The following is a 21,174-nucleotide window of genomic DNA, read 5'->3' as shown; positions in this document are numbered from 1 at the left end:
TTCTATTTTGCAAAAAAATTTACTTTTTTGTTACCAAGCCTCTCCCTCTACCCGCCAAGCCCCGATTAAGCTAAAATTAGAAGTAGACAAATCATCAATAAATAGAAAAGATAGAACTCTTTATTAATGAGGTAGATTATGAAATACAACCAATATGCATATGTTGAAACCAGTCCTGAGCAAGCCGAAAAAGAACTGCTTGAGATCAACTTTTTACCGGAAAATTACCAAACTCTCTCCTTTAGTGAGCTCTTTGCCGTCTTAACTGGCAACGTGCTTGCTGAAGCCACTACGCGTCAAGCTAAGGACGCCCGCCTTTGCGAATTTGCGGTCAGTGAAAATGAGGACCTAAAGAGCTTTTTGCTAGCCAGCCCCCAAGCCATGACCGCCAGCGAGTTTGCTAATGTCGCCTTGCAGCTTCTCGGCTACCACCCAAATTATGACTACCAACTTGCTGATCCCTTTACCTGTGTAAAAAAGCATGCTTTGCCAGCTATCCCCAGCTTGAACAGCAAGGACGACCTCATCTTTGCCTTTTACCGCTTGCTGAATACCCGGACTAAAAATGGGCAGATCCTCTTAGACGTCATGGCCGGCAAGGGCTACTTTACCCAGTTCTGGGGCAAGAACAAATTCCTCTTCTTTAACGGCAAGTCCCTCCCAGTTTTTGACACTAGCAAGGTGATCCGGGAAGTTGTTTACGTGCAAAGTGATCTGGACACTGACGGCGATGGCCAGGGCGACCTGCTTCCCGTTACCATCTTCCGGCCTTTTGAAAGCCAGGAAATCCAGGTGCCAGCCCTTTACACTGCATCCCCTTATTTTGGCGGCATCATCGACAATGTCAAGACCAACCACAATGTTGACGAAGACCTGACTGACTCCACCACCTGGACCAATCCTAAGTACGTAGCTAAGCCATTAATTCCTGCACCAAAGCCAACGGACGAAGACGTGCCTGCTACGGAACTGGCAACCGGCAAGTCCTCATATGGCCTAAACGAATACCTCTTAGCCCGCGGCTTTGCCTCTGTCTTCTCTGGCGCTATTGGCAATCGGCACGGCGACGGCATCCGGATCACGGGAGCACCGGAAGAAACCATTTCTCAAAAGGAAGTCATCGAATGGCTGACCGGTGACCGGGTGGCTTATACCGACCGCACCCGCCGTTTTGAAACCAAGGCATCCTGGTGCACGGGCAATATCGGCATGACAGGCCGGTCATACCTAGGCACATTGCAAATTGCCATCGCTACGACCGGCGTCAAAGGCTTAAAGACGGTAGTTTCAGAAGCTGCTATCTCTTCATGGTATGACTACTACCGCGAGCACGGTCTAGTAGTTGCTCCTGGCGAATGCCAAGGCGAAGATCTAGATAAATTAGCTGAAGTCTGCCAGTCCAACCTCTGGGACGGGGGCAATTTCACTGCTAAAAAGGCCTATGAAGCTGAGCAAAAAGAGCTGGAAGCAAAGCAAGATCGGGCAACTGGCCAATATTCAGACTTCTGGGAAGCCAGAAACTACCGCCACCACGCTGATGGCATCAAGTGCTCCTGGATCTCCGTTCACGGCTTGAACGACTGGAACGTTAAGCCAAAGAACGTTTATAAGATCTGGCAAAAGGTCAAGGAATTACCAGTTGAATCCCACCTCTTCCTCCACCAAGGGCCCCACTACAACATGAATAACCTGGTTTCCATCGACTTTACCGACCTAATGAACCTTTGGTTTGTACATGAACTTTTAGGCGTTGAAAATGGTGCCTATGAACAATGGCCAAAGGTCATGATTCAAGACAACCTGGAAGCCGACAAGTGGCACAGTGAAAACGACTGGTCCAATGACTTGGGGCAAGTTGTAGTTTACCAGCCAACAGCTGACGGCGATTTGTCAACCAGTCAAGCGGGACAAGGCCAATTGACCTTCACCGATGTCGGCGGCAGCGAATTTAAAGACAGCGGGATCAGCGAAACAGCCTGGGAATACCAATTTATCTCCGGTAAGGAAAAGTGGGCCAAGGCCAGCCTCCGCTTTGAAACGGAAGACTTCATCCACCCCGTTACTTTAGTCGGCCGGCCAAAGGTTCACGTACGCGTCGCTGCAAGCAAGAATGTTGGCCAATTGTCCGTTGCCTTGGTTGACCTGGGCAAGCGCAAGCGGCTGACGGCGACGCCAAAGATTTTGGCCCGGGGCAACCAGCCATTTGGCTTCCGCTTTGGGGCAGACTCTTTGCAAGAATTCGTGCCTGACAAAGAAACTGATGCTAAGCTGATCACCAAGGCCCACATGAACTTGCAAAATTACGAGGACATGAAAAAGCCAAGCAAGCTGGAACCAGGCCAGTTCGTGGACCTGGAATTTGAACTCCAGCCAACCTACTACACCCTGCCAGCCGGCAGCAAGCTGGGGCTGATCATCTATTCAACCGACCAGGGCATGACCAAGCGGCCACTGTCTAGCGAAGACTACACGATCGACCTGGAAAAGACGGCTTTGCTTTTATACCGGAAATAAGCCATAAAAAGTTCGTTAGGAATATATAGAGTATTTATTTAATGATGAGGGAAGAAAGTGACCAATAAACAAAAGAATAGTAAAAGCAAAAAACAGGCTAAAGGCAAAAAGAGATTATTAATCACCCTTTCTGCCATCCTTTTAATCTTCTTAGCTGCTAGTGGCTATTGGGAGGCTAGCCACTACCAGGCCAGTCCAGCAGCCAAGGAAGCCGCCAAAGTTGCGGTAACTAGCAAGCAAGAGACAACTTTTAAGAGCAAGGGCCAATCTAAAATGACTGTAGTCTTTTATCCCGGCGCCTTAGTCGATCCAGATGCCTACAGCATTTGGGCTAAAAAGCTGGCGAACGCCGGCTACACCGTCAAAATTGCCCACTTTCCTCTTAACATGGCAGTCTTAAAAGCAAAAGCGGCTGACTCCATGACTGGAAAGAAAGAGAAATTCGTAATCGGTGGCCATTCCATGGGTGGGGCTATGGCCGCCCGCTATGCCAATCAAAGCACCAAGAAAAAATTAAAAGGGATCTTTTTCTTAGCAGCTTATGCCGATCAAAAAGGCAGACTTGACGATAAGACTTTTCCAGCCCTCTCCATTACGGCCAGCCAGGATGGGGTCTTAAACTGGAAAAACTATCAAAAGGGCAAAAAATACCTTCCAAAAAGCACCACTTTTGTCTCCATTAAAGGCGGCAATCATGCTGGCTTTGGTTCTTATGGCGATCAAAGGGGAGATAAAAAGGCAACGATTTCTAACCAAAAACAGCAAAGGCTGATTGCCCAAGCCTTGATCAAGTGGCTCAGAAAAATTGCTTAGCCCCCTTGCTCTGATAGCCAACGTTTGTTATTCAACTTTTAGCTGGTAAATCAGCAATGATTGTCAGTTTTTTTCAAAAAGTTATGCTAAAATACTGTTGAAAATAATTTAATACGACTTATCCAAAGACTGTGGCGGAGTTCCGCTAACAGTCTTTTTGTCTTTTTAGGAGGAACTTTCACTTTTATGAAACAATCTGATAGTAAAAACACGACATTGGCCATCCTCAGTGTCGGGCTCTTAACCTTCATCGGGATCTTAAATGAGACCTCAATGAACGTCACCTACCCCATCTTGGTCAAGCAATTTGGTGCACCCTTGTCCACCATCCAGTGGATTACGACCGGCTACTTGCTCACCGTCACCATCATCATGGGGACGACCGCCTATCTCTTGCGGCAAATTCCGGCTAGATGGCTCCATTTAGGGGCGGGGGTCGCCTTTATCCTGGGCAGCTGTCTGGCAGCCTTAAGCAATAATTTTAGCCTCCTCTTAATTGGGAGAATCATTCAAGGGATCGCTACCGGCTTCTCCACGCCAATCATGTTTCAGTTGATTTTCACCCAGGTTCCTAAGGAAAAACTAGGCCTGATGACCGGTGTCGCCGGGATGATCATTTCTTTGGCTCCGGCTCTGGGGCCAACTTACGGCGGGATCGTCCTATCATTTGCCAGCTGGCGGATGATCTTCTGGCTGCTCTTGCCTTTAGCCCTCATTAGCATTTTGGGCGGACAGCTTTACGTTCGCAACCGGCCGATGGGCAACCAGACATCCTTTAGCTACGCTGCCTTGCTATTGCTCGGGATCTCACTCTTCTTCGTCGTTTACGCCATGTCCGTCATCGGCAGCCAGGGTCTTTCCGTTGCTTTCTTAATCAACCTATTAATCGGTTTGGTCTTCTTTGCTGCCTTTGTTTACGTCAACGATCATGGCAAAAGTCAGCTCCTCAACCTGACGATTTTTAAAAAGCTAACCATTGTTTTAGCGGCCTTAACCTACTTTATCCTGCAATTTGCCAATATCGGCCTGTCAGTCACCATCCCGACTTATGCCGAATATGTTTTGTCCGCTTCCAGCCTAATTGCGGGGCTATGCCTTTTGCCAGGCTCCTTTGTGGGCGCCATCATCTCCCCTTGGGCAGGTAAATTAGCCGACAAGTATGGCTTTAAGCAGCCGATCAGTATTGGTGGTATCCTCTTTTTCCTGGGCAACCTAGGCTTTGCCCTCCTGCAGCCGGTCTTGACTCCGGCCTTAATCATCCTTTGTCACGTGGCTTTTCGGGCCGGCCTTAACCTGGCTTTTGCCAACTCTATTTCTAATGCTTCAACCTTAGTTGATAAAAAGACCGTTTCTGACGTCAACTCGGCCTTTAACATGATCCAGCAATTCGCCGGCTCTCTGGGTGTCAGCATCGCCACAGCCCTGATTTCCCTTAATCAAAAGTATGGTCAAGGCAGACTGGCGACGCGAAGCTACCAAGGCGGGAAACTAGACTTTTGCCTCTTTGCCCTTTTAGGCCTAATCGCTATCTGTCTGATCTGGCACAACTTCCACCTGCAAGCAAGGAGTACTAACGAATAGTAAGCAACTATTAGACTGATACTTCAGCAAAATAAATAAAAAATGATAAGTTTGCACTTGTCGTTTTAAGAAAAGAGCTGTATACTTTCAGTATAAATTCTTTAGGAGGTTCGCCAAATGAGCAGCAAGTCAATTTTTAACGCTAATCAAGAAACTTGTTGTTGTGGATTGTGTCTTGGACAATCCACTATTTGGCGTGGGCTGAGTTAATTAGCGAAAATGACTGGCCTAGATAAATAGCACAGATTGTTGAAGACACGTATCCGAAATAGATGCGTGTCTTTTTTGTTACCATTTTTACTTTTTTAGAAAGGACCATCAGCTTGACCATGAAATTAAAAATCGGCGTTCTCAACATCATGCATGACAAGGTTGATACGCAAAAAAGATTTACTCATGTCTTAAAAAGAGCCAACCCCGAGGTCGAAATTCGCTACTTCTACCCCAAAAGCCACCACATGAAGCAGCCGATACCAGCTGGCTGGCAGGCTTCCTCGCTTGATTTCGAGCAAGTCAAGAAACTCGATGGCTTCATCATTACCGGGGCCCCAATCGAGCGCATCCCTTTTGAGGAAGTCGACTACTGGCAAGAGCTTACTCAGCTTTTTGATCTGTTAAAGGACATGCGCATCCCCCAGCTCTACGTCTGCTGGGGGGCAATGGCGGCGATGAAGTACTTTTACGGAATTGAGAAGCATGAATTGCCAGAGAAGCTTTTTGGCATTTACCCGCAAGAGATCCTCAACAAAACACCCCTTTTAAAAGGCTTAACCGCAGGCTTCAAGGCCCCGCATGCCCGCTACGCCGAGATGAACGTGGACGAAGTCTTGGCTAGTCCCTTAACGGTCAACGCGGTCACAGAAAGCGGCCACCTGACCTTGGCTAGCCAGGGCGAGCAAAGCTTCCTCTTTACCCACCTGGAGTATGGACCAAGTGCCTTTCAAAAGGAATATCAAAGAGAACTAACCGCTAGAGGAGGTGATGACCAAGGCCTGGCTAAGCCTGAAAATTATTTTGCAGATGAAGACGCGATGGCTCTGCCCCTGTTCACCTGGCGGAGCACGCAGAAACACTTTTTTAACAACTGGATGACTACTGTAAAAAATGCAAAAGGAGCACAATACTATGTCTACTAATCGGATCTACAACAACATTTTGGAAACTATCGGCAACACCCCAATCGTAAAGCTCAACCGGGTCGTCCCAAAAGACGCTGCAGATGTTTACGTTAAGCTGGAATTCTTTAACCCTGGCGGCTCCATTAAGGACCGGATTGCTCTGGCCATGATTGAAAAGGCAGAAAAGGAAGGCAAGCTGAAGCCTGGCAGCAAGATCGTTGAGCCAACTTCCGGCAACACCGGGATCGGTCTGGCTGCCGTGGCTTCCGCCAAGGGCTACCAACTCACCATCATCATGCCTGAAACTATGAGCGATGAAAGAAAAAAGATTATTCGTGCTTACGGCGCTGAACTGATCTTGACTGATGGCAAGGGCGGCATGGCTGCTTCCATTGCTAAGGCTAAGGAATTAGTTGAAAACGAAGGCTACTTCATGCCAATGCAGTTTGAAAACCCAGCCAACCCAGAAATCCATGAATTGACGACTGGTAAGGAAATCGTTGAAGCCTTTGAAGGCGATTTGCCAGATGCCTTTGTAGCTGGCGTCGGGACTGGCGGCACCTTGACTGGGATCGGCCGGGCCCTCAAGAAGGCGGGCGACGTCAAGGTTTACGCCTTAGAACCAGCTGAATCACCACTTTTAAAGGAAGGCAAGAAGGGGCCACACAAGATTCAAGGAATCTCTGCCGGCTTTATTCCTAAGACCCTGGACCAAGAAATCTTCGACGGGATCGTAGAAGTTTCAAGCGACGATGCTTTTGAAACGGCTAGAGAAGTGGCACGTTTGGAAGGCTTTTTGCCAGGGATCTCAGCTGGGGCCAACATCCACGGCGCCATTGAATTAGCTAAGAAGCTGGGCAAGGGCAAGAAGGTTATCACCGTTGCCCCAGACAATGGCGAACGCTACTTGTCAACGGCTTTGTACAAGTAAGAACGAATATAAAAATAACATTAATATCAGTAATAATCCTCAATTACAAAACAGCGAAATTAATTACAAAAACTAACATCGATACTATCTAAAAAAGGACATCCGAATGGATGTCCTTTTTGGTAATGATTTATCTCTTACCTAACTAGATCTAACAGCCGCTCTTTTTCAGCCTGGTCACAAAAAGCGGCGTTAACCACGTTTAAATAGACTTGCTTTTCTTCAGCTGATGTTAAGCCAATAGATTCTAATAGTTTGTATTCTCTTGGCAGGTTGGTCTGAGATACCGTCATGTTGTCGGTATTGACCGTGGCCTGAACTTTTTTAGCCAGCAGCTTTCTTAAGGGATACTGAGAAAGGTCGTCAAAAATCTTGGTGTTCAAGTTGGAGCTGGCGCAGCATTCCAAGGTAATTTGGTCTTGGACTAATTTTTTAATCAGCTCAGGATCTTCCATAGAACGGATGCCGTGGCCGATCCGCTTGGTCCCCATGGCTAGAGCTTCTTTGACTGATTCAGGGCCCATGGCTTCCCCGGCATGGATAGTGTAAGGGATGCCGAGCTCCTTTGCCTTGGCAAAAAATGGCGCAAACTTGCGGTTAGCCACCTCTTCATTTTCAGGTCCCGCCAGGTCGATCCCGGCTACGCCTTGGCCTAAAAATTCTTTAGCAACCTTAACCGTTTCCCAGTTTTTGTCGCTAACGCCCTCAAGGCGCATTAAGCACAACAGGATCTGGGCATGGAGATCTGTTCGGTCATCTGCCTGCTCTTTTTACCAAGCGTAAAAATCTTCTAGACCAGCGATCACAGCTTGTACGGCTTCAGCCTGAGTCAAAGTCTTGGTATGCTGCTGCGGGGCAAAGCGGATTTCAGCATAAACCAGGCCCTGGCTTCTTAAATCCTTTAAGAGGTCGCAAGTTAACAGGTGCAAGTTTTCAGCGCTTTGCATCAATTCCAGTGGGAAGTTGAACTTATCCAGATATTCAGCTAAATTTTGACAGTCCTCCCCGACTGACAAGCGCTCCTTTAGTTCTTGATCGGACATGGTCTTGCCCTCTTTGGCTAATATCTTTTTCACGGATAAAACTGGCAAGGAGCCGTCTAAATGTAAGTGGAGGTCAATCAAATTCTGCATCTTTAAGTCCTCAATAATTGCTGAAATCATGAAAAATAGTTGTAAATTTTTTCTATTCTATCACTTTCAATTGAGATTTAAAGAGCTTTTTCTCAGTAAAAATTATTCAACAATTGCCTAATTAATCGCAGATTCAGGAATTGTTCGGCTTTTACCTTGTTCGTAATTTAGGCTAAAAGAAAAAGCTAGTCTAAGAACAACATTTTGTCCTCAAACCAGGCTTTTTCCGCTAAAAAATAATTGTGTTTTTCTATGCTTTTTTCAATTCTGTTGCTGCTGATTCCCATTGTCCCGGCGGCGCAGCTTCTTCAGCTTGTCAAAGCTGAATGAGCGCGGATCATGCCAGTCCTTTGGCACCAGCAATTCGCAGACAATACCGCGGTCAAGCACGTACAAAACCCGTCCTTCAGCTTCCTTGCCAAAGAGGTCGTATAATCGCCCAGCGCTGATGCTCTCACCTAAAACAGTGTAAGGACTATTGGCAACATAACCCACCTTGCCTAGGCCCCGTAGTTCAACGCGAATCGCCTCTTTGTCGTAGTCGTTATCAGGTTCTTTAACCAGCTTCACCTTTATCTTGCGTTCAAAAATCTTATTTCCAAAATAGTGGCTAGTGCCAGTAATGGTGAAAAAGATATCTGCCATAGTAGTCCCTCCCTTATTTTAATAAAATAGCTTGACCCAATAATCTGATCAAATTTCTATGGTCTTTTCAGATAAAATTGTAGCACTATTTAAATAACTTAGCAGATAAATCTTAATCTACTTTTCTTGTTATCGTTTTCGCAATAATTTACAATAAAGGTAGAAAAGTGATTAACTTCTAAACATATTAAACATTCTCAACGGAATGATTTGCAAGAAAAGATATCAAGCAAGGAGAAGAAAATGAAGATTGCAGTTTTAACCGATAGCTCCGCCTACCTCACCAAGGAACAGCAAGAACAATATCACATTGATGTTGTCCCCATCCCCCTGATCTGGGGCGACAAAACCTACTATGACCTGGTCGACATCAGCTATGAAGATTTTTACCAAAAAATCGAGACCGCAACTGACCTGCCAACGACCTCTCAGCCATCGCTTGGCCAAATTACTGAATTCGTCGATGACTACGTGGCAAATGGCTATACCGACGTGATCATCTTGCCCCTTTCAAGCGGGATTTCTAGCTCCTACCAAAACCTCGTAGCCTATGCCCAAGAAGAAGATCGGATCAAGATCCATCCTTTTGACTGCCACACCACCTGCGCTGGCTTGGCTGATTGCGCTATCTTGGCAGCCCGCCTGGTTGCCGCTGGCGCTGACGTGGACTTAATCATGCATGACCTGGAAGATTTGAGAAAAACGATCGGGGTCCGCTTCTTAGTCGACAACCTGGCCCACTTGAAGCGGACTGGCCGCCTGTCTAACGCCGCCACCTTCATCGGGACCCTGCTTCACATCACGCCAATCTTGGCCATGGATGTCCAAAAGACTGGCCACATTTCCGCCATTGCCAAGGAAAGACAGTATAAACGGGCTTATCGCCATATCCAAGAAGACTTTGACCGCTTGACCAAGGACAAGGATTATCCGATCCACGCGACCATTTTTGACGCGGACAATCCCAAAAGGGGCGATGAATGGTTCAAGGACTATCAGGAAAAATTCCCGCAAGACGACTTTGACCGGTCAATCATCGGCCCGGTCGTCGGCGTCCACTGCGGGAAAAACACCATCGCCATCATCTGGTGTCGCAACCTAGACAGCTACTTTGACCAAGACGGCAAGCCGATAACCGGCATCAACTCAGCTGAAGTTGGCGAAAAATTTGCATAAGCAATGAGATAGAAGAAAAGCAAAAAGATCTGTGAATTTATCACAGATCTTTTTTGATAGAGATAGTTAATGGTTATTCTTCGCCCCAAACTTCGTCGGCGACTTCCTTGATCAGCTTCAGCTTGTTCCATTCTTCTGCTTCAGTCAGCTTGTTGCCTTCTTCAGTTGACGCAAAGCCACATTGTGGGCTGAGGGCTAAGTTTTCTAGTGGCACGTAGCCGCTTGCTTCCTTAATCCGGGCCAACAAGTCGTCCTTATCTTCCAGTTCACCAAACTTGGACGTTACCAAGCCCAAGACAATCTTGACATCCTTGCGGTCATTCCAGATAGTCTTGATTGGCGCTAAGTCGCCAGATCTGTCTGAGTCATATTCCAGGAAAAAGCCATCGTAGTTCAACTTTGCCAAGTATGGCGCAACTGGTTCATAGCCGCCTGAGAAGAGGAAGGTTGACTTGAAGTTGCCCCGGCAGATGTGGGTCGTTACCGTCAAGTCTGCTGGCAAGCCTTCAAGGGCCCCGTTGATCACCTTAACAGCACTTTCAGCCAGTTGAACGTATTTAGCATGTTCTTCTGCTTGGTCCTTAGTTTCGTTAAGCTTGCTGATCAAAAAGGCCCAAGTGGTATCGTCAATTTGCAAGTAGCGGCAGCCAAGATCGTAGAAGTGCTTGATCGTTTCGTTATAAGCCTTGGCTAAGTCTGCTAAATATTCATCCCAGCTTGCGTAAAAGTCTGGCCACTTGTCAGAACGGTCGTCTCTAAAGAGCATGGTTGGTGATGGGATAGTTTGCTTGGCTACCGCATCCCCAGCTGCTTCTTTGGTGAACAAGAAGTGCTTGAAGAATGGGTGGTCTGGGTTGTATTCCACCTTACCGCCCAATTCAGCGTTATCAGTTCTGGTCTTTTCGCCGTGGAACTTGTAGCTGTGTTGGTAGTCATATTTAGTAACGCCCTTTAAGCCCCACAAGAAGTCCAGGTGCCACCAGGAGCGGCGGAATTCACCGTCGGTTACGGCATGTAGGCCAACTGCCTTTTCCTTGTCAACCAGGTCCTTGATCCACTTGTCTTCGACCTTGGTCAAGTCTGTTTGACTGATCTTGCCTTCCTTCAATTCTTCTCTAGCTTCCTTCAATTCTGCTGGACGCAAGAAGCTGCCGACGATGTCATAACGGTATGGTGCTGAAGTCATGTTTCTGCCTCTCAAATCTTTTATTAAAAAACTGGTAAATAAAAAGTGCGCCCTTAGCTATTTCTAGCCAAGAGACGCACTTGCGTGATACCACTCTTACTTCGGCTGTGCCTCACGGCCCAGCCCTCAATAGGTTCATTCTTAAACCTTGACGCGATAACAGGCGTCTCCTGCAAGGGGCTAAGGATTCACTCCTTGATTGCTCAAAGACCATCTTCACTACCTTCGCAATTGCCAGCTTTCACCTGCCCTGGCTCTCTGTAAAAAGTTTAGAATAGCTACTCATCTTTTCTAAGCAAGCATTAATTTATTTATCATTATCTTACGGCTAACTTTTAAGCTTGTCAACTGTCTTTAAAAAAATAATTTACTTTTTCTCTGCGTAAGCGAGGCAACAAATGTCCAACTACCATGATTTCAAGGCAGGGAAAATCTATAACCCAGACGACCGTAAGTACTACCACAAGGGGATGAGCTTTAATCCAGAAGATTTACATTAATAAAAGCAAAAATGGACTCAAGCAGAGTCCATTTTTTACTGCAATTTATCTAAGAGCCACTTGGTATTCAGCAGCTGCTCGCACAACCAGCAAACAGCCAAAATGACTGGGGCTAGTTTCAAAGTAAATAGAAAAATCAGCAAGACGGCAACCAGTTTGGGCCGGCCCACAATCAAGCTGACGCTGGCCGCCGTAATAATGGCAACCAGCAGGTTCTGCGACCAAGGCAAGACCAGAGCAAAGGCAATCCCCAAGGAGACCGAGCAAAAGATCGCCGGGAAGATCGTTCCGCCCCGCCAGCCTAACCCAAAGCCCAGATTGGTTAAGATCGCCTTGCCAAAGGCTAAAAACAAAAGCAGGACCGGTCCTAAAACTGCAGCCTCTTTAACCAGCTTCCACATGGTAAAGGCCCCCGACCAGAGGAAGTAAGTCGAAAAGATGCCAAAAATCCCTAAGAGCAGGCCTCCTAAGGCACCTTTCAAGACTGAGCTCTTGATTTTTTTACTCAGCCAGGCGCCGGCTTGTTCCATTTTTAAGAAAAAGTAGCCAAATAAAAGGCCGATAACTAAGGCTACCGGGCTTAAAGCCAATCCCTGCCAGGTCCAATTTACTGCCTTCCAGCTGATGCCAAAGACCTTGCTTTCTGGGAAGACCTTCAACCAGCAGATAAAGGCAACTATGCCTAGTGCAATCCAGATCGCATAGGCCGCCTTTTGCCGCTTTTGGCTAGCAAAGACGCTCTTTAGCGGCTGGTCTGCTTCACTTTTTGCCTTAAAAAAGCCCTGATTTTGCTGCCAAAAACTGGCACCAGCTAGATCAGCATCAGTCACAAAATTAGTCAATTTCTGCCCCAGCCAACTGGACTGGCGGGCAATGATCCCGGTCATGGACGCTTCTGGCCCCACGCTGGCCCCGCTGGCTAAGATCACGGCGCCGTTGATCCAGGTCTTCCAGCTCTGACTCTCGACCTTGCCGCTAGCCTTAAATTCAGCCAGGATCTGCTTGATCGTTTTCGGATACTGGCCAATTTTGGCCTGCAAAACACCAATAATCAAGCCAAAAATAACTGCTAAAGCCAGCATCCAGACCGGCCTGCTCAATACGGGCCTTGACCAGACCAGGTTGATTAATTAGCTGGTTACCGTTAAAAAGAGCCCCGCCCCCAGGCCAATCAAGATGCTGACCAAGCTGGCATAGAAGAAGGCAATGCCTTTTAATCGTTTCAAGTTTCAGTCGCTCCTGTTATATTCTTAATTGAATCCATTATAGCAAATTTCTCTACATTTGATTTTTTGACATTTTTCATTCTTCATTACAAATATTATTAAAATATCTAAAAATCTCCAGCAAAACTTGAAAGCGCTTTTATCCAATGCTACAATTTGAGGTGAAATAGATAACAAAGAAAAGCAATAAGTATTTTTTACGAGGTGAATGACATGTATTATTCAAACGGTAATTATGAAGCATTTACTGACGCTAGAAAACCAAAAGATGCTGATAAAAAGAGTGCATACGTTGTTGGCGGCGGTCTGGCCGGCCTAGCAGCCTGCGTCTTCATGGTGCGGGATGCCCACATGGACGGCAAGAAGATCCACTTGCTTGAAGAAGAAGCCCTAGCTGGGGGTTCTCTTGACGGGATCAACCGCCCAGAATACGGCTACATTATCCGGGGCGGCCGGGAAATGGAAAACCACTTTGAATGTCTCTGGGACATGTACCGGTCCATTCCATCCCTGGAAATTCCAGGTGCCTCCTACCTGGACGAGTATGCCTGGCTGGACAAGGATGACCCAAACTCCTCAAACTGCCGCTTGATCCACCACAGAGGGGACCAAGTACCAACCGACGGCCAATACGGTCTAGGCAAGTGTGCTAATGAAATTGTCAAGCTGATCATGACCCCAGAAGATGACCTAGAAGGAATTACCATTGAAGACTACTTCTCAGAAGACTTCTTCAAGACCAACTTCTGGACCTACTGGGCAACCATGTTTGCCTTTGAAAAGTGGCACTCAGTCATTGAAATGCGCCGCTATGCAATGCGCTTTATCCACCACATCGATGGCTTGCCAAACTTGTCAGCTTTGAAGTTCAACAAGTACAACCAATACGAGTCCATGACTAAGCCTCTGTTGGCTTACCTCAAGGACCACGGCGTAGATATCGTCTACAACTGCCAAGTGCAAAATATCGAAGTGGACACCAGCAATGGGGAAAAATTAGCCAAGAAGATTATCTTGACTAGAGATGGCGAGCAAGAAGAAATCGAACTGACTCCAGACGACCTGGTATATGTCACTAACGGCTCCATCGTTGAAAGCTCAACTTATGGGACCCATGACACCCCAGCCCCAATCACCCATGCCCTTGGCGGCAGCTGGAAATTGTGGCAAAACCTGGCTAAGCAAGACCCAGCCTTTGGTCACCCTGAGGTCTTCTGCGAAAATATCCCGGACCGAGCTTGGTTCATTTCCGCAACCATGACTATGAAAGATGCCACTCTTGAACCATACTTTGAACGGCTGACCAAGCGCGACATCCACCAGCACCGGGTCAACACGGGCGGGATCATCACCGTCACCGACTCTAACTGGATGCTTAGCTTCACCATCCACAGACAGCCCCACTTCAAGGACCAAAAGGAAAACGAGACCGTGGTTTGGATCTATGCCCTTTACTCCGACACCTTAGGCAACTACATTAAGAAGCGCGTTGTTGACTGCAGTGGTGAAGAGATCACGGAAGAGCTCCTCTACCACCTGGGCGTTCCAGACGACCTGATCAAGAAGTACGCTTCAAAGGACTATGTCAACACCGTTCCAGTTTACATGCCATACGTTACTGCCTACTTCCAGCTCCGCAAGAAGGGCGACCGCCCAGCAGTTGTGCCAGCAGGTTCAGTCAACCTGGCCTTCCTCGGCAACTTCGCTGAATCCCCGACTCGCGACACCGTCTTCACCACTGAATACTCGGTCAGAACTGCTATGGAAGCCGTCTACACCCTGCTTAACGTAGACCGCGGGGTGCCAGAGGTCTTTGACTCGGTTTACGACATCCGGGAACTGCTCAAGGCAACCTACTACTTAAACGACAAGAAGCCATTAGACCAGATGGACCTGCCAATTCCAAAATTTGCCCTGAAAGGCGCTTTGAAGAAGGTCCAAGGCACTTGGCTGGAAGAGCTGTTGAAGAATGCTAAGCTCATTGAGTAGCTCTAAATTTTTTTAACAAGAATAACTGATAAAACAAAAAGAGATTTGCTAAAGCAAATCTCTTTTTTGATCTCTCTATTAATAGCAAAGCTATATTATGTACTAGGCTTCTTCCCCATCCCGTTTTCTCTGCCACTTGGCAATGAGAGGTAAGATGATGCCTAAGCCAATCATGAAGAGGGGCTCGACGATATTCAAGATCAGCATATGGGTCCACTTGCTAGTCCCAAACTTGGCATCGATTGGCAAAATCCCGAAGGTAGCACCCGTCAAGGTCACGATCAAGCACCACCAACCAACGAAGATGGCGAATTTCCGGTTCTTGATGTAGACATATTCAGATGGATAGTCTTCTTGGTGCACCCGCACCTTGATAAAGGCCCAGAAGAGCAGACCCGTTACGTATGGTGAGACAATCCCGTTCAAGTTCAAGAGCTGGTTGAAGATGTCGTTCACGCTTGGCAGGGTTGAACTGAGGAAGAGCAAGACTGAGCAGATAAAGGTGGTCAGCCAGTAGCCGTTGATTGGCAGGCCATTTTTATCAGTCTTGGTTAATTGCTTTGGCAAGTAGCGTTTAGCCGTGTCTGACAAGAAGATCCGGGCACCCCCATCGACCAAGACGGCTAATTGGGCCAGCATGTACAGAGCCTGGGTGACGATAAAGGCATAGAGGAAAAAGTTGCCCATGCCGAACTTGTCTCCCATGGCCTTGAAGGCGTAGTAGGACCCGTTCATCTTCAGGTCGTTTGGCAGCTTATGAGCGTTAAAGAAGACGCCCAAGCTGAAGGAGCCAAAGATGGTCAAAAAGCCAGTCATGGCCGCCAGCATGTACATGGCCTTCGGGAAGTCCCGTGGACCATCCTTCATTTCGTTGACATAAGGAGCAACGAACTCACTCCCGTTCATAGCAAAGATCAACAGACCCAGGGAAGTCAGGAATTTCATGTCAAAGGTTGGCATGAAATTCTTGAAATGGAAAGGCTGGGTGGCAATTGGCCGCCCTTCGCCTAGGTAGGCGAAGGTCATGATGACAAAAAGAATCGTCATAACAAACATGGCCCCGCCCCCAATGATGGACAGCCACTGGAGGGAATTGGCGAACTTGTGCTGGAAGAAGATGAATAAGACAAATAGGATTGCCGTAAAGAGGGCAAAGGCCCAGTTGGACATTTCTGAATCATCCAGCGCCCGCCCCTTGATCAGCCAGGCAAAGGAAATGACGGTTGAGTTAGCCACGTCAACCAGGTATGGCAGAGACACTACCCAGTAGCACCAGGCAGCAATGTAGCCCATCTTGTCGCCAGAGGTGTGGCGGATCCAAGAAGACAAGCCACCCCCTTCTTTGGCAAAGACGCTGCCCAGGTGCCCCACCATCATTTCGTAAGGAATAACGAAGAGGACTAAGAGCATGACCCAGTCGCTGACCACGGCGAGGCCCTGGTTTTGGAAGTTGTAGATAATGTCGTCAAAGCCGATGACGGTTACGAAGTCCATCAAGGCAATGACTGGCCAAGAGATGTATTTTCTCTTATCGGTTTGATCTAAAGAATCCACTTTTTATTTCTTTCTCTTTTCTAGTCTTTTATTATTTAATTAAGCGATAAAGGAAACCATGATTTCCAGCTGAATCAGTCCGGTAATCACCGCCGGCAAGTTCTCTTCGGAACTTTTTCTAGAAATCACGCCGTGCTCTTCATCAAAATCAAAGCCAGCGTCGATCACCATGCCTGCCAGGTATTCGTTCAGATCTTCGTTTTCCCCTATTGGGTTATATTTGTACATTAAAAAGCCATCATCAGTTACGACATAGCCATCAGCTGTTTCTTCGACTAGGACAAAAGGCTTGCGGCCATAGGCATCGACCAGTTCGTTTTCGACTTGAAGGACGCTGTCTGACCACTGGTTGAACTTTAACTGGTCAGCCAACCAATTGACATAGTTTTCTTTGATTTTCTCGAGTTTCATGGTTCTCCCTTCTCTCGTTATTATTCACGATGATTAATCTGCCTTGTGCAGATTCTAACTATCTATTATAAGAGACTTTTGGCAAAAGTAAAAGCCAACCCAGTAATGGATTGGCTTAAATATTAATAGCGATTATTTCTTAATGGTTGTCAATAGCACTGTTCAGCCGCTTGTGCCAGATGAAGTAGACAAGCAAGGCCAGTGGCACCACCACCAGTTGTACCAAATAGAGGTACTGGATCGGCAGGGCCTTGACGACCACCCCGGCCAGCATGGGCCCAAAGGCCATGGAGATGTCTAGACCCAGGTAGAAGGTGCTGGAGCCCAAGCCTTGCTCGTCAGCTGGCGATAAAAGCAAGGCCGTTGACTGCAGGACTGAGTAAATCAGGCCATAGCCGACCGCCATGCCGGCTGCCCCTAAGGCCATCATTAGGTTGTTATTCATATAAGCCAAAACAACCAGGTAAAGGACCGTAGCAATGAGGCTCATCCAGAACCAAACGCCAAAGCGAACCGTGTCAAAGTAGTTCTTCAAGACCGTTCTGATAATCAACAAGACGATGGCGTAGATGAAGAAGAAGCTCCCCACCGCTACCGACATATGCATCTTGGCTACATAGGTGACGATATCGGCCTGGGTAATGAAGTAAGGCAGGCCAAAGCAAGTCGTTAACAGAGCTACTGGCAAGGCGTTGACTGAGATCAGCTTGAACTTCTTCTTTTCACCAGTCCGCTTTTTGGGAACGGCCCGGTTGCCCACAAACTGGATGATGATGATCATGATCAAAGTTGCAGCCGCTGGCAGCATCATGGTTTGCCGGTAGCCGATCACCTTATAGAGGTTAATGGAAATCGCCGGCGCAATGGACATGGCCAGGGCGTTCATCAAGCCGTACAGGCCCATGGCAGCGCCGACGTGCTGGCGCGGCACCAAGAAGGCAATCCAGGTAGTCATGCAGACGGTGCACAGGACAAAGCCGGTCCCGTTGATGATTCTAAATAACAGCAAAAAGCCGCCGTTTGGTGAAATAATGTAGCCGACAATCCCAATAAAGATCAAGACCCCGCCAATAAAGGACAATTGGTACTTAGAAAACTTGTCAGTCAAGTTCCCAGCGATTGGCCGCAGGAACATGGCCGCAAAGCTCATGATCCCGACGATCACCCCAGCTAAAACCGAGCTGGCCCCTAGGCTTTCGGCGTAGCCGTTAATCAGGGGGTTGTTAAACATGGTCCCAAACAAAAAGAGGAATGAGGCAATCATGACCAAGACCACGTCTTTAGAATAAATTGACCTGCTCTTTTCCTTTTCCATCCGTCCTTGGGGGGCGGCAACTGTTTCACTATTACTTGCCATGCACAAACCTTCTTACTGTAATCTTCTGAATCTTTTTCTTATCTAAAAAATGATACTTAAAAACAAATTAAAGTTTATCACATTTTAGCCTTTAAAAATCGCAACTCCCTTTTTCCCTTGTTTTAAATGCTTTCTTCCTAATATAAACCGCTTTCTGTTTAGGTCTAACTTTAATTTTTTAAGTCCAATAATTACTGGTAAATTATGACGTAAAAAAGATCCGCCAAAGGCGGATCTTCAGTCTTAATTAGTTGTCAAATTCTTAATTTTAGTAGTTGAAGTAGCGCTTAACTTCCCATTCAGATACTGATTGGGTGTACAAGGACCATTCAGTTTCCTTCATTTCAACAAAGCTGTCAACGATGTGTTCGCTGAAGGCTGACTTGATAACGTCGTCTTCCTTGAAGGCCTTGATGGCGTTGTGCAAAGTTGATGGCAATGGCTTGATGCCAAGCTTGGCTCTTTCATCGTCAGTCATTTCAAACAGGTTGGAAGTTACAGGTGCCATTGGCAGCTTGCCTTCCTTGATGCCAGTCAAACCAGCCTTAAGGCAGGCAGCCAAAAGCAGGTATGGGTTGGCAGTTGGGTCAGCTGAGCGCATTTCCAAACGGGTACCAATTTCGTTGGCGTTTGGAATTCTAACCATTGGTGAACGGTTGCGGCTTGCCCATGAGATGTATACAGGAGCTTCAAAGCCTGGGATCAAGCGCTTGTATGAGTTAACAGTTGGGTTGGCAACGCAGGTAATTGCACGGGCGTGTTCCAAGATCCCGTTCAAGAAGGTCAAAGCAGTGGTTGACAGGTGGTATTGACCATCCTTGTCGTAGAAGGCGTTCTTGCCATCCTTGAACAAAGACATGTTGGTGTGCATCCCGTTACCAGCCAAGCCTTCAACTGGCTTAGCCATGAAGCTTGCGTACAAGTGGTACTTGCGGGCAATGGTCTTAACCACCATCTTGAAGGTTTGCAGCTTGTCGGCAGTTGCCAAAGCATCATCGAAGCGGAAGTCGATTTCTTGTTGGCCATCACCAACTTCGTGGTGGGCAGCTTCTACACGGAAGCCGATCTTTTCCAAGGTTTCAACGATTTCGCGGCGGCACTTAGCACCCTCGTCTTCTGAAGCCATGTCAAAGTATGAGCTGTGGTCTGAAACCTTAGTAGTTTCTTCGCCGTTTGCGCCTTCCTTGAAGAGGAAGAATTCAGCTTCAAAACCGATGTTGAAACGGTCAAAGCCCATGTCATTCATTTCGGCGATAACCTTCTTCAGGTTGTTGCGTGGGTCACCAGCAAATGGGGTGCCGTCAACGTTGTGAACTGAGCAAACCAAGCGGCCGATCGTGCCTTCTTCAACGCTAGTCCAAGGCAAAACAGTCCAAGTTGACAAGTCTGGGTACAAAACCATGTCGCTTTCTTCCAAGCGTACGAAGCCATCGATTGATGAGCCGTCAAATCTAGTTTGGTTGCCCAAAACGTCGTCCAATTGACTTACTGGCACTTCCAAGTTCTTCAAAGTGCCGTTGATGTCAGTGAATGCCAAGCGCAAAAAGCGAACGTTCTTTTCTTCTACTTCTTTACGAATTTCTTCTTCAGTAATTACTTTGCTCATGTTCTCACCTTTAAAAAATCAAGAATAAATTGTGATCAACTAATCAATTGGCTCTGTGCTAATCGATGCTTTAAAGATACCACTCAAAGCGGCTCAGGTCAAATTGGTCTAAAAACTTTTAATAAAAAAAGGTATTTTTGCCATTTTACTTAAAAAAAGTATCTTTTACAGCATTTGTAATCGCTATCTTATCGTGAGCAAAAGTTAGACCACCTTGCATGTAAAGGGCGTAAGGTGGGCGCAGGGGGCCATCAGCAGAGAATTCCATGGTTGAACCAGAGACGAAATTACCCGCGGCCATAATGACCTTGTCTTCATAGCCTGGCATCTCACTTGGGATTGGTTCAACGAAGGAGTCAATAGGCGAATTTTTCTGTACTTCCTTAGTGAAATCGATCATCTTTTCCGGATCTCCGAAGATAATCGTCTGAATCAGGTCAGTCCGCGGATCGTTCCACTTAGGAGTGACATCGTAGCCCATCTTTTCTAAAAGAGCTGCTGCATAAATCATCCCCTTGATGGCTTCCCCGGTCGTGTGCGGTGCCAAGAAGAAGCCTTCGTAGAATTCGTGCATGTTGGTCAAAGTAGCCCCTTCTTCTTTGCCAATACCTGGAGCCGTCAAGCGGATTGCCGCATTTTCAACCAGTTCTTCTTTACCGACAATGTAGCCACCGGTTTGGGCAATCCCGCCGCCGGCGTTCTTGATCAAAGACCCTGCCATAAAGTCAACGCCGTATTCAGTTGGCTCATGCTTTTCAGAAAATTCCCCATAGCAGTTGTCGACAAAGACCAAACTGTCTGGAGAGGTCTTTTTCACAAAAGCGGTCATTTCCTTGATCTGGTCAACCGTGTAGCTTTGCCGGGTGTCATAGCCGCGGGAGCGCTGGATGACCACGATGTGCGGGTTGTCGCGCTTTAAGACCTTTTCGGCTTCGGCGTAATCCACCCCACCCTCTTTAGTTAAGGGAACGTAAGAGAAGTTGACGCCCTTTTGCATCAGGGTACCGCGCTTTTTTGGCGCGAGACCAATCACTTGCTGCATGGTATCATACGGCATCCCTGTCAGGTAAGTCAGGGTTTCGCCTGGCAAGAGGTTGCCGTCTAAGGCCACTGCCAGGGTGTGGGTGCCAGAGACAAATTGCGGACGAACCAAGGCATCTTCAGTTTGGAAGACTTGAGCGTAGATTCTTTCCAGCTTTTCTCTGCCGATGTCGTCATCGCCGTAGCCGTTGGTCCCCTTTAAGTCGGCTTCTGCCACTTGGTTGTCGGTAAAAGCCTGCAAGACCTTGGCCTGGTTGTATACGACCTGGTCGTCGATTTCTCTTAAGCGACCTCTGATTTGCTCGTCAACTTCTTTTACGATCCGTGCTAATTCTGCTGGTAATTCCTTCATTTTACTGCCTCGTTTCTTTTTTCTGATGTTCTATATTTTTC

General features: G+C 47.2%; 15 protein-coding genes and 1 pseudogene. 7 read left to right on the top strand and 9 right to left on the bottom strand.

The genetic code is table 11. The features are described from left to right. Positions 1-138: 138 nt before the first annotated feature. The 5 genes from FC20_RS04520 (at position 139) to cysK (ending at position 6,957) form a co-directional block, all read left to right on the top strand. Positions 139-2,514 carry a Xaa-Pro dipeptidyl-peptidase gene (locus tag FC20_RS04520; RefSeq protein ID WP_008461249.1) on the top strand — a complete coding sequence of 792 codons (2,376 nt, stop codon included), beginning with the start codon at positions 139-141 and terminating at the stop codon, positions 2,512-2,514. 57 nt (positions 2,515-2,571) lie between these two features. Further along, positions 2,572-3,327, top strand: coding sequence for an alpha/beta hydrolase (locus FC20_RS04515; protein WP_082610477.1), 756 nt, complete (start codon positions 2,572-2,574; stop codon positions 3,325-3,327). A gap of 186 nt (positions 3,328-3,513) precedes the next feature. Further along, positions 3,514-4,908, top strand: a complete 1,395-nt coding sequence (locus FC20_RS04510; RefSeq protein WP_008461240.1) for an MFS transporter — start codon at positions 3,514-3,516, stop codon at positions 4,906-4,908. Between the two features lie 329 nt (positions 4,909-5,237). Beyond that, the gene (locus tag FC20_RS04505; protein ID WP_039943649.1) at positions 5,238-6,044 is read left to right on the top strand and encodes a homoserine O-acetyltransferase/O-succinyltransferase family protein; all 807 of its coding nucleotides are present in this window, start codon (positions 5,238-5,240) and stop codon (positions 6,042-6,044) included. Then, entirely contained in the window at positions 6,034-6,957 is a 924-nt protein-coding gene (gene cysK, locus FC20_RS04500; RefSeq protein WP_008461237.1) for a cysteine synthase A, read from the top strand. The genes FC20_RS04505 and cysK overlap by 11 nt, the downstream gene beginning before the upstream one ends. Before the next feature lie 137 nt (positions 6,958-7,094). Here the strand turns inward: cysK and add are convergent. Together add and FC20_RS04490 are read right to left on the bottom strand one after the other, a co-directional pair. Beyond that, a pseudogene (gene add, locus FC20_RS04495) lies at positions 7,095-8,090 on the bottom strand (adenosine deaminase). Between the two features lie 261 nt (positions 8,091-8,351). Continuing rightward, a complete protein-coding gene (locus FC20_RS04490) occupies positions 8,352-8,735 on the bottom strand; it encodes an HIRAN domain-containing protein (protein ID WP_008461232.1) in 384 nt (127 codons plus the stop codon). Between the two features lie 243 nt (positions 8,736-8,978). Between FC20_RS04490 and FC20_RS04485 the strand changes: the two genes are divergently transcribed. Further along, positions 8,979-9,911, top strand: coding sequence for a DegV family protein (locus FC20_RS04485; protein WP_008461230.1), 933 nt, complete (start codon positions 8,979-8,981; stop codon positions 9,909-9,911). A 73-nt stretch (positions 9,912-9,984) separates the two neighbouring features. Here FC20_RS04485 and FC20_RS04480 read toward each other — a convergent pair whose 3' ends face one another. Next, positions 9,985-11,097 (bottom strand): vitamin B12 independent methionine synthase, encoded by a 1,113-nt coding sequence (locus FC20_RS04480; protein WP_008461228.1) that lies wholly within the window; start codon positions 11,095-11,097, stop codon positions 9,985-9,987. A 535-nt stretch (positions 11,098-11,632) separates the two neighbouring features. Beyond that, on the bottom strand, positions 11,633-12,679 hold the full coding sequence (locus FC20_RS04475; RefSeq protein ID WP_008461225.1) for a chloride channel protein: 1,047 nt from the start codon (positions 12,677-12,679) through the stop codon (positions 11,633-11,635). 357 nt (positions 12,680-13,036) lie between these two features. On the opposite strand from FC20_RS04475, the gene FC20_RS04470 reads away from it, so the two are divergent. Next, on the top strand, positions 13,037-14,812 hold the full coding sequence (locus FC20_RS04470) for an oleate hydratase (RefSeq protein WP_008461219.1): 1,776 nt from the start codon (positions 13,037-13,039) through the stop codon (positions 14,810-14,812). 102 nt (positions 14,813-14,914) lie between these two features. Here FC20_RS04470 and FC20_RS04465 read toward each other — a convergent pair whose 3' ends face one another. From FC20_RS04465 to FC20_RS04445, 5 genes are all read right to left on the bottom strand, one after another. Next, positions 14,915-16,366 (bottom strand): APC family permease, encoded by a 1,452-nt coding sequence (locus FC20_RS04465; protein ID WP_008461217.1) that lies wholly within the window; start codon positions 16,364-16,366, stop codon positions 14,915-14,917. A 39-nt stretch (positions 16,367-16,405) separates the two neighbouring features. Beyond that, positions 16,406-16,777, bottom strand: coding sequence for a hypothetical protein (locus FC20_RS04460; protein ID WP_008461215.1), 372 nt, complete (start codon positions 16,775-16,777; stop codon positions 16,406-16,408). A 139-nt stretch (positions 16,778-16,916) separates the two neighbouring features. After that, on the bottom strand, positions 16,917-18,134 hold the full coding sequence (locus tag FC20_RS04455) for an MFS transporter (RefSeq protein WP_008461213.1): 1,218 nt from the start codon (positions 18,132-18,134) through the stop codon (positions 16,917-16,919). A 268-nt stretch (positions 18,135-18,402) separates the two neighbouring features. Beyond that, positions 18,403-19,740, bottom strand: a complete 1,338-nt coding sequence (glnA, locus tag FC20_RS04450; RefSeq protein WP_008461211.1) for a type I glutamate--ammonia ligase — start codon at positions 19,738-19,740, stop codon at positions 18,403-18,405. A gap of 145 nt (positions 19,741-19,885) precedes the next feature. Next, positions 19,886-21,133, bottom strand: coding sequence for a methionine gamma-lyase family protein (locus FC20_RS04445; RefSeq protein WP_008461209.1), 1,248 nt, complete (start codon positions 21,131-21,133; stop codon positions 19,886-19,888). Positions 21,134-21,174 lie beyond the last annotated feature (41 nt).

Origin of the sequence: Lactobacillus equicursoris DSM 19284 = JCM 14600 = CIP 110162 (assembly GCF_001434815.1) — a bacterium.
In the GTDB taxonomy this organism is placed as follows: Bacteria; Bacillota; Bacilli; order Lactobacillales; family Lactobacillaceae; genus Lactobacillus; species Lactobacillus equicursoris.
The sequence above is the reverse complement of the archived record's forward strand: the minus strand, read 5'-3'. Positions and strand labels throughout refer to the sequence as shown.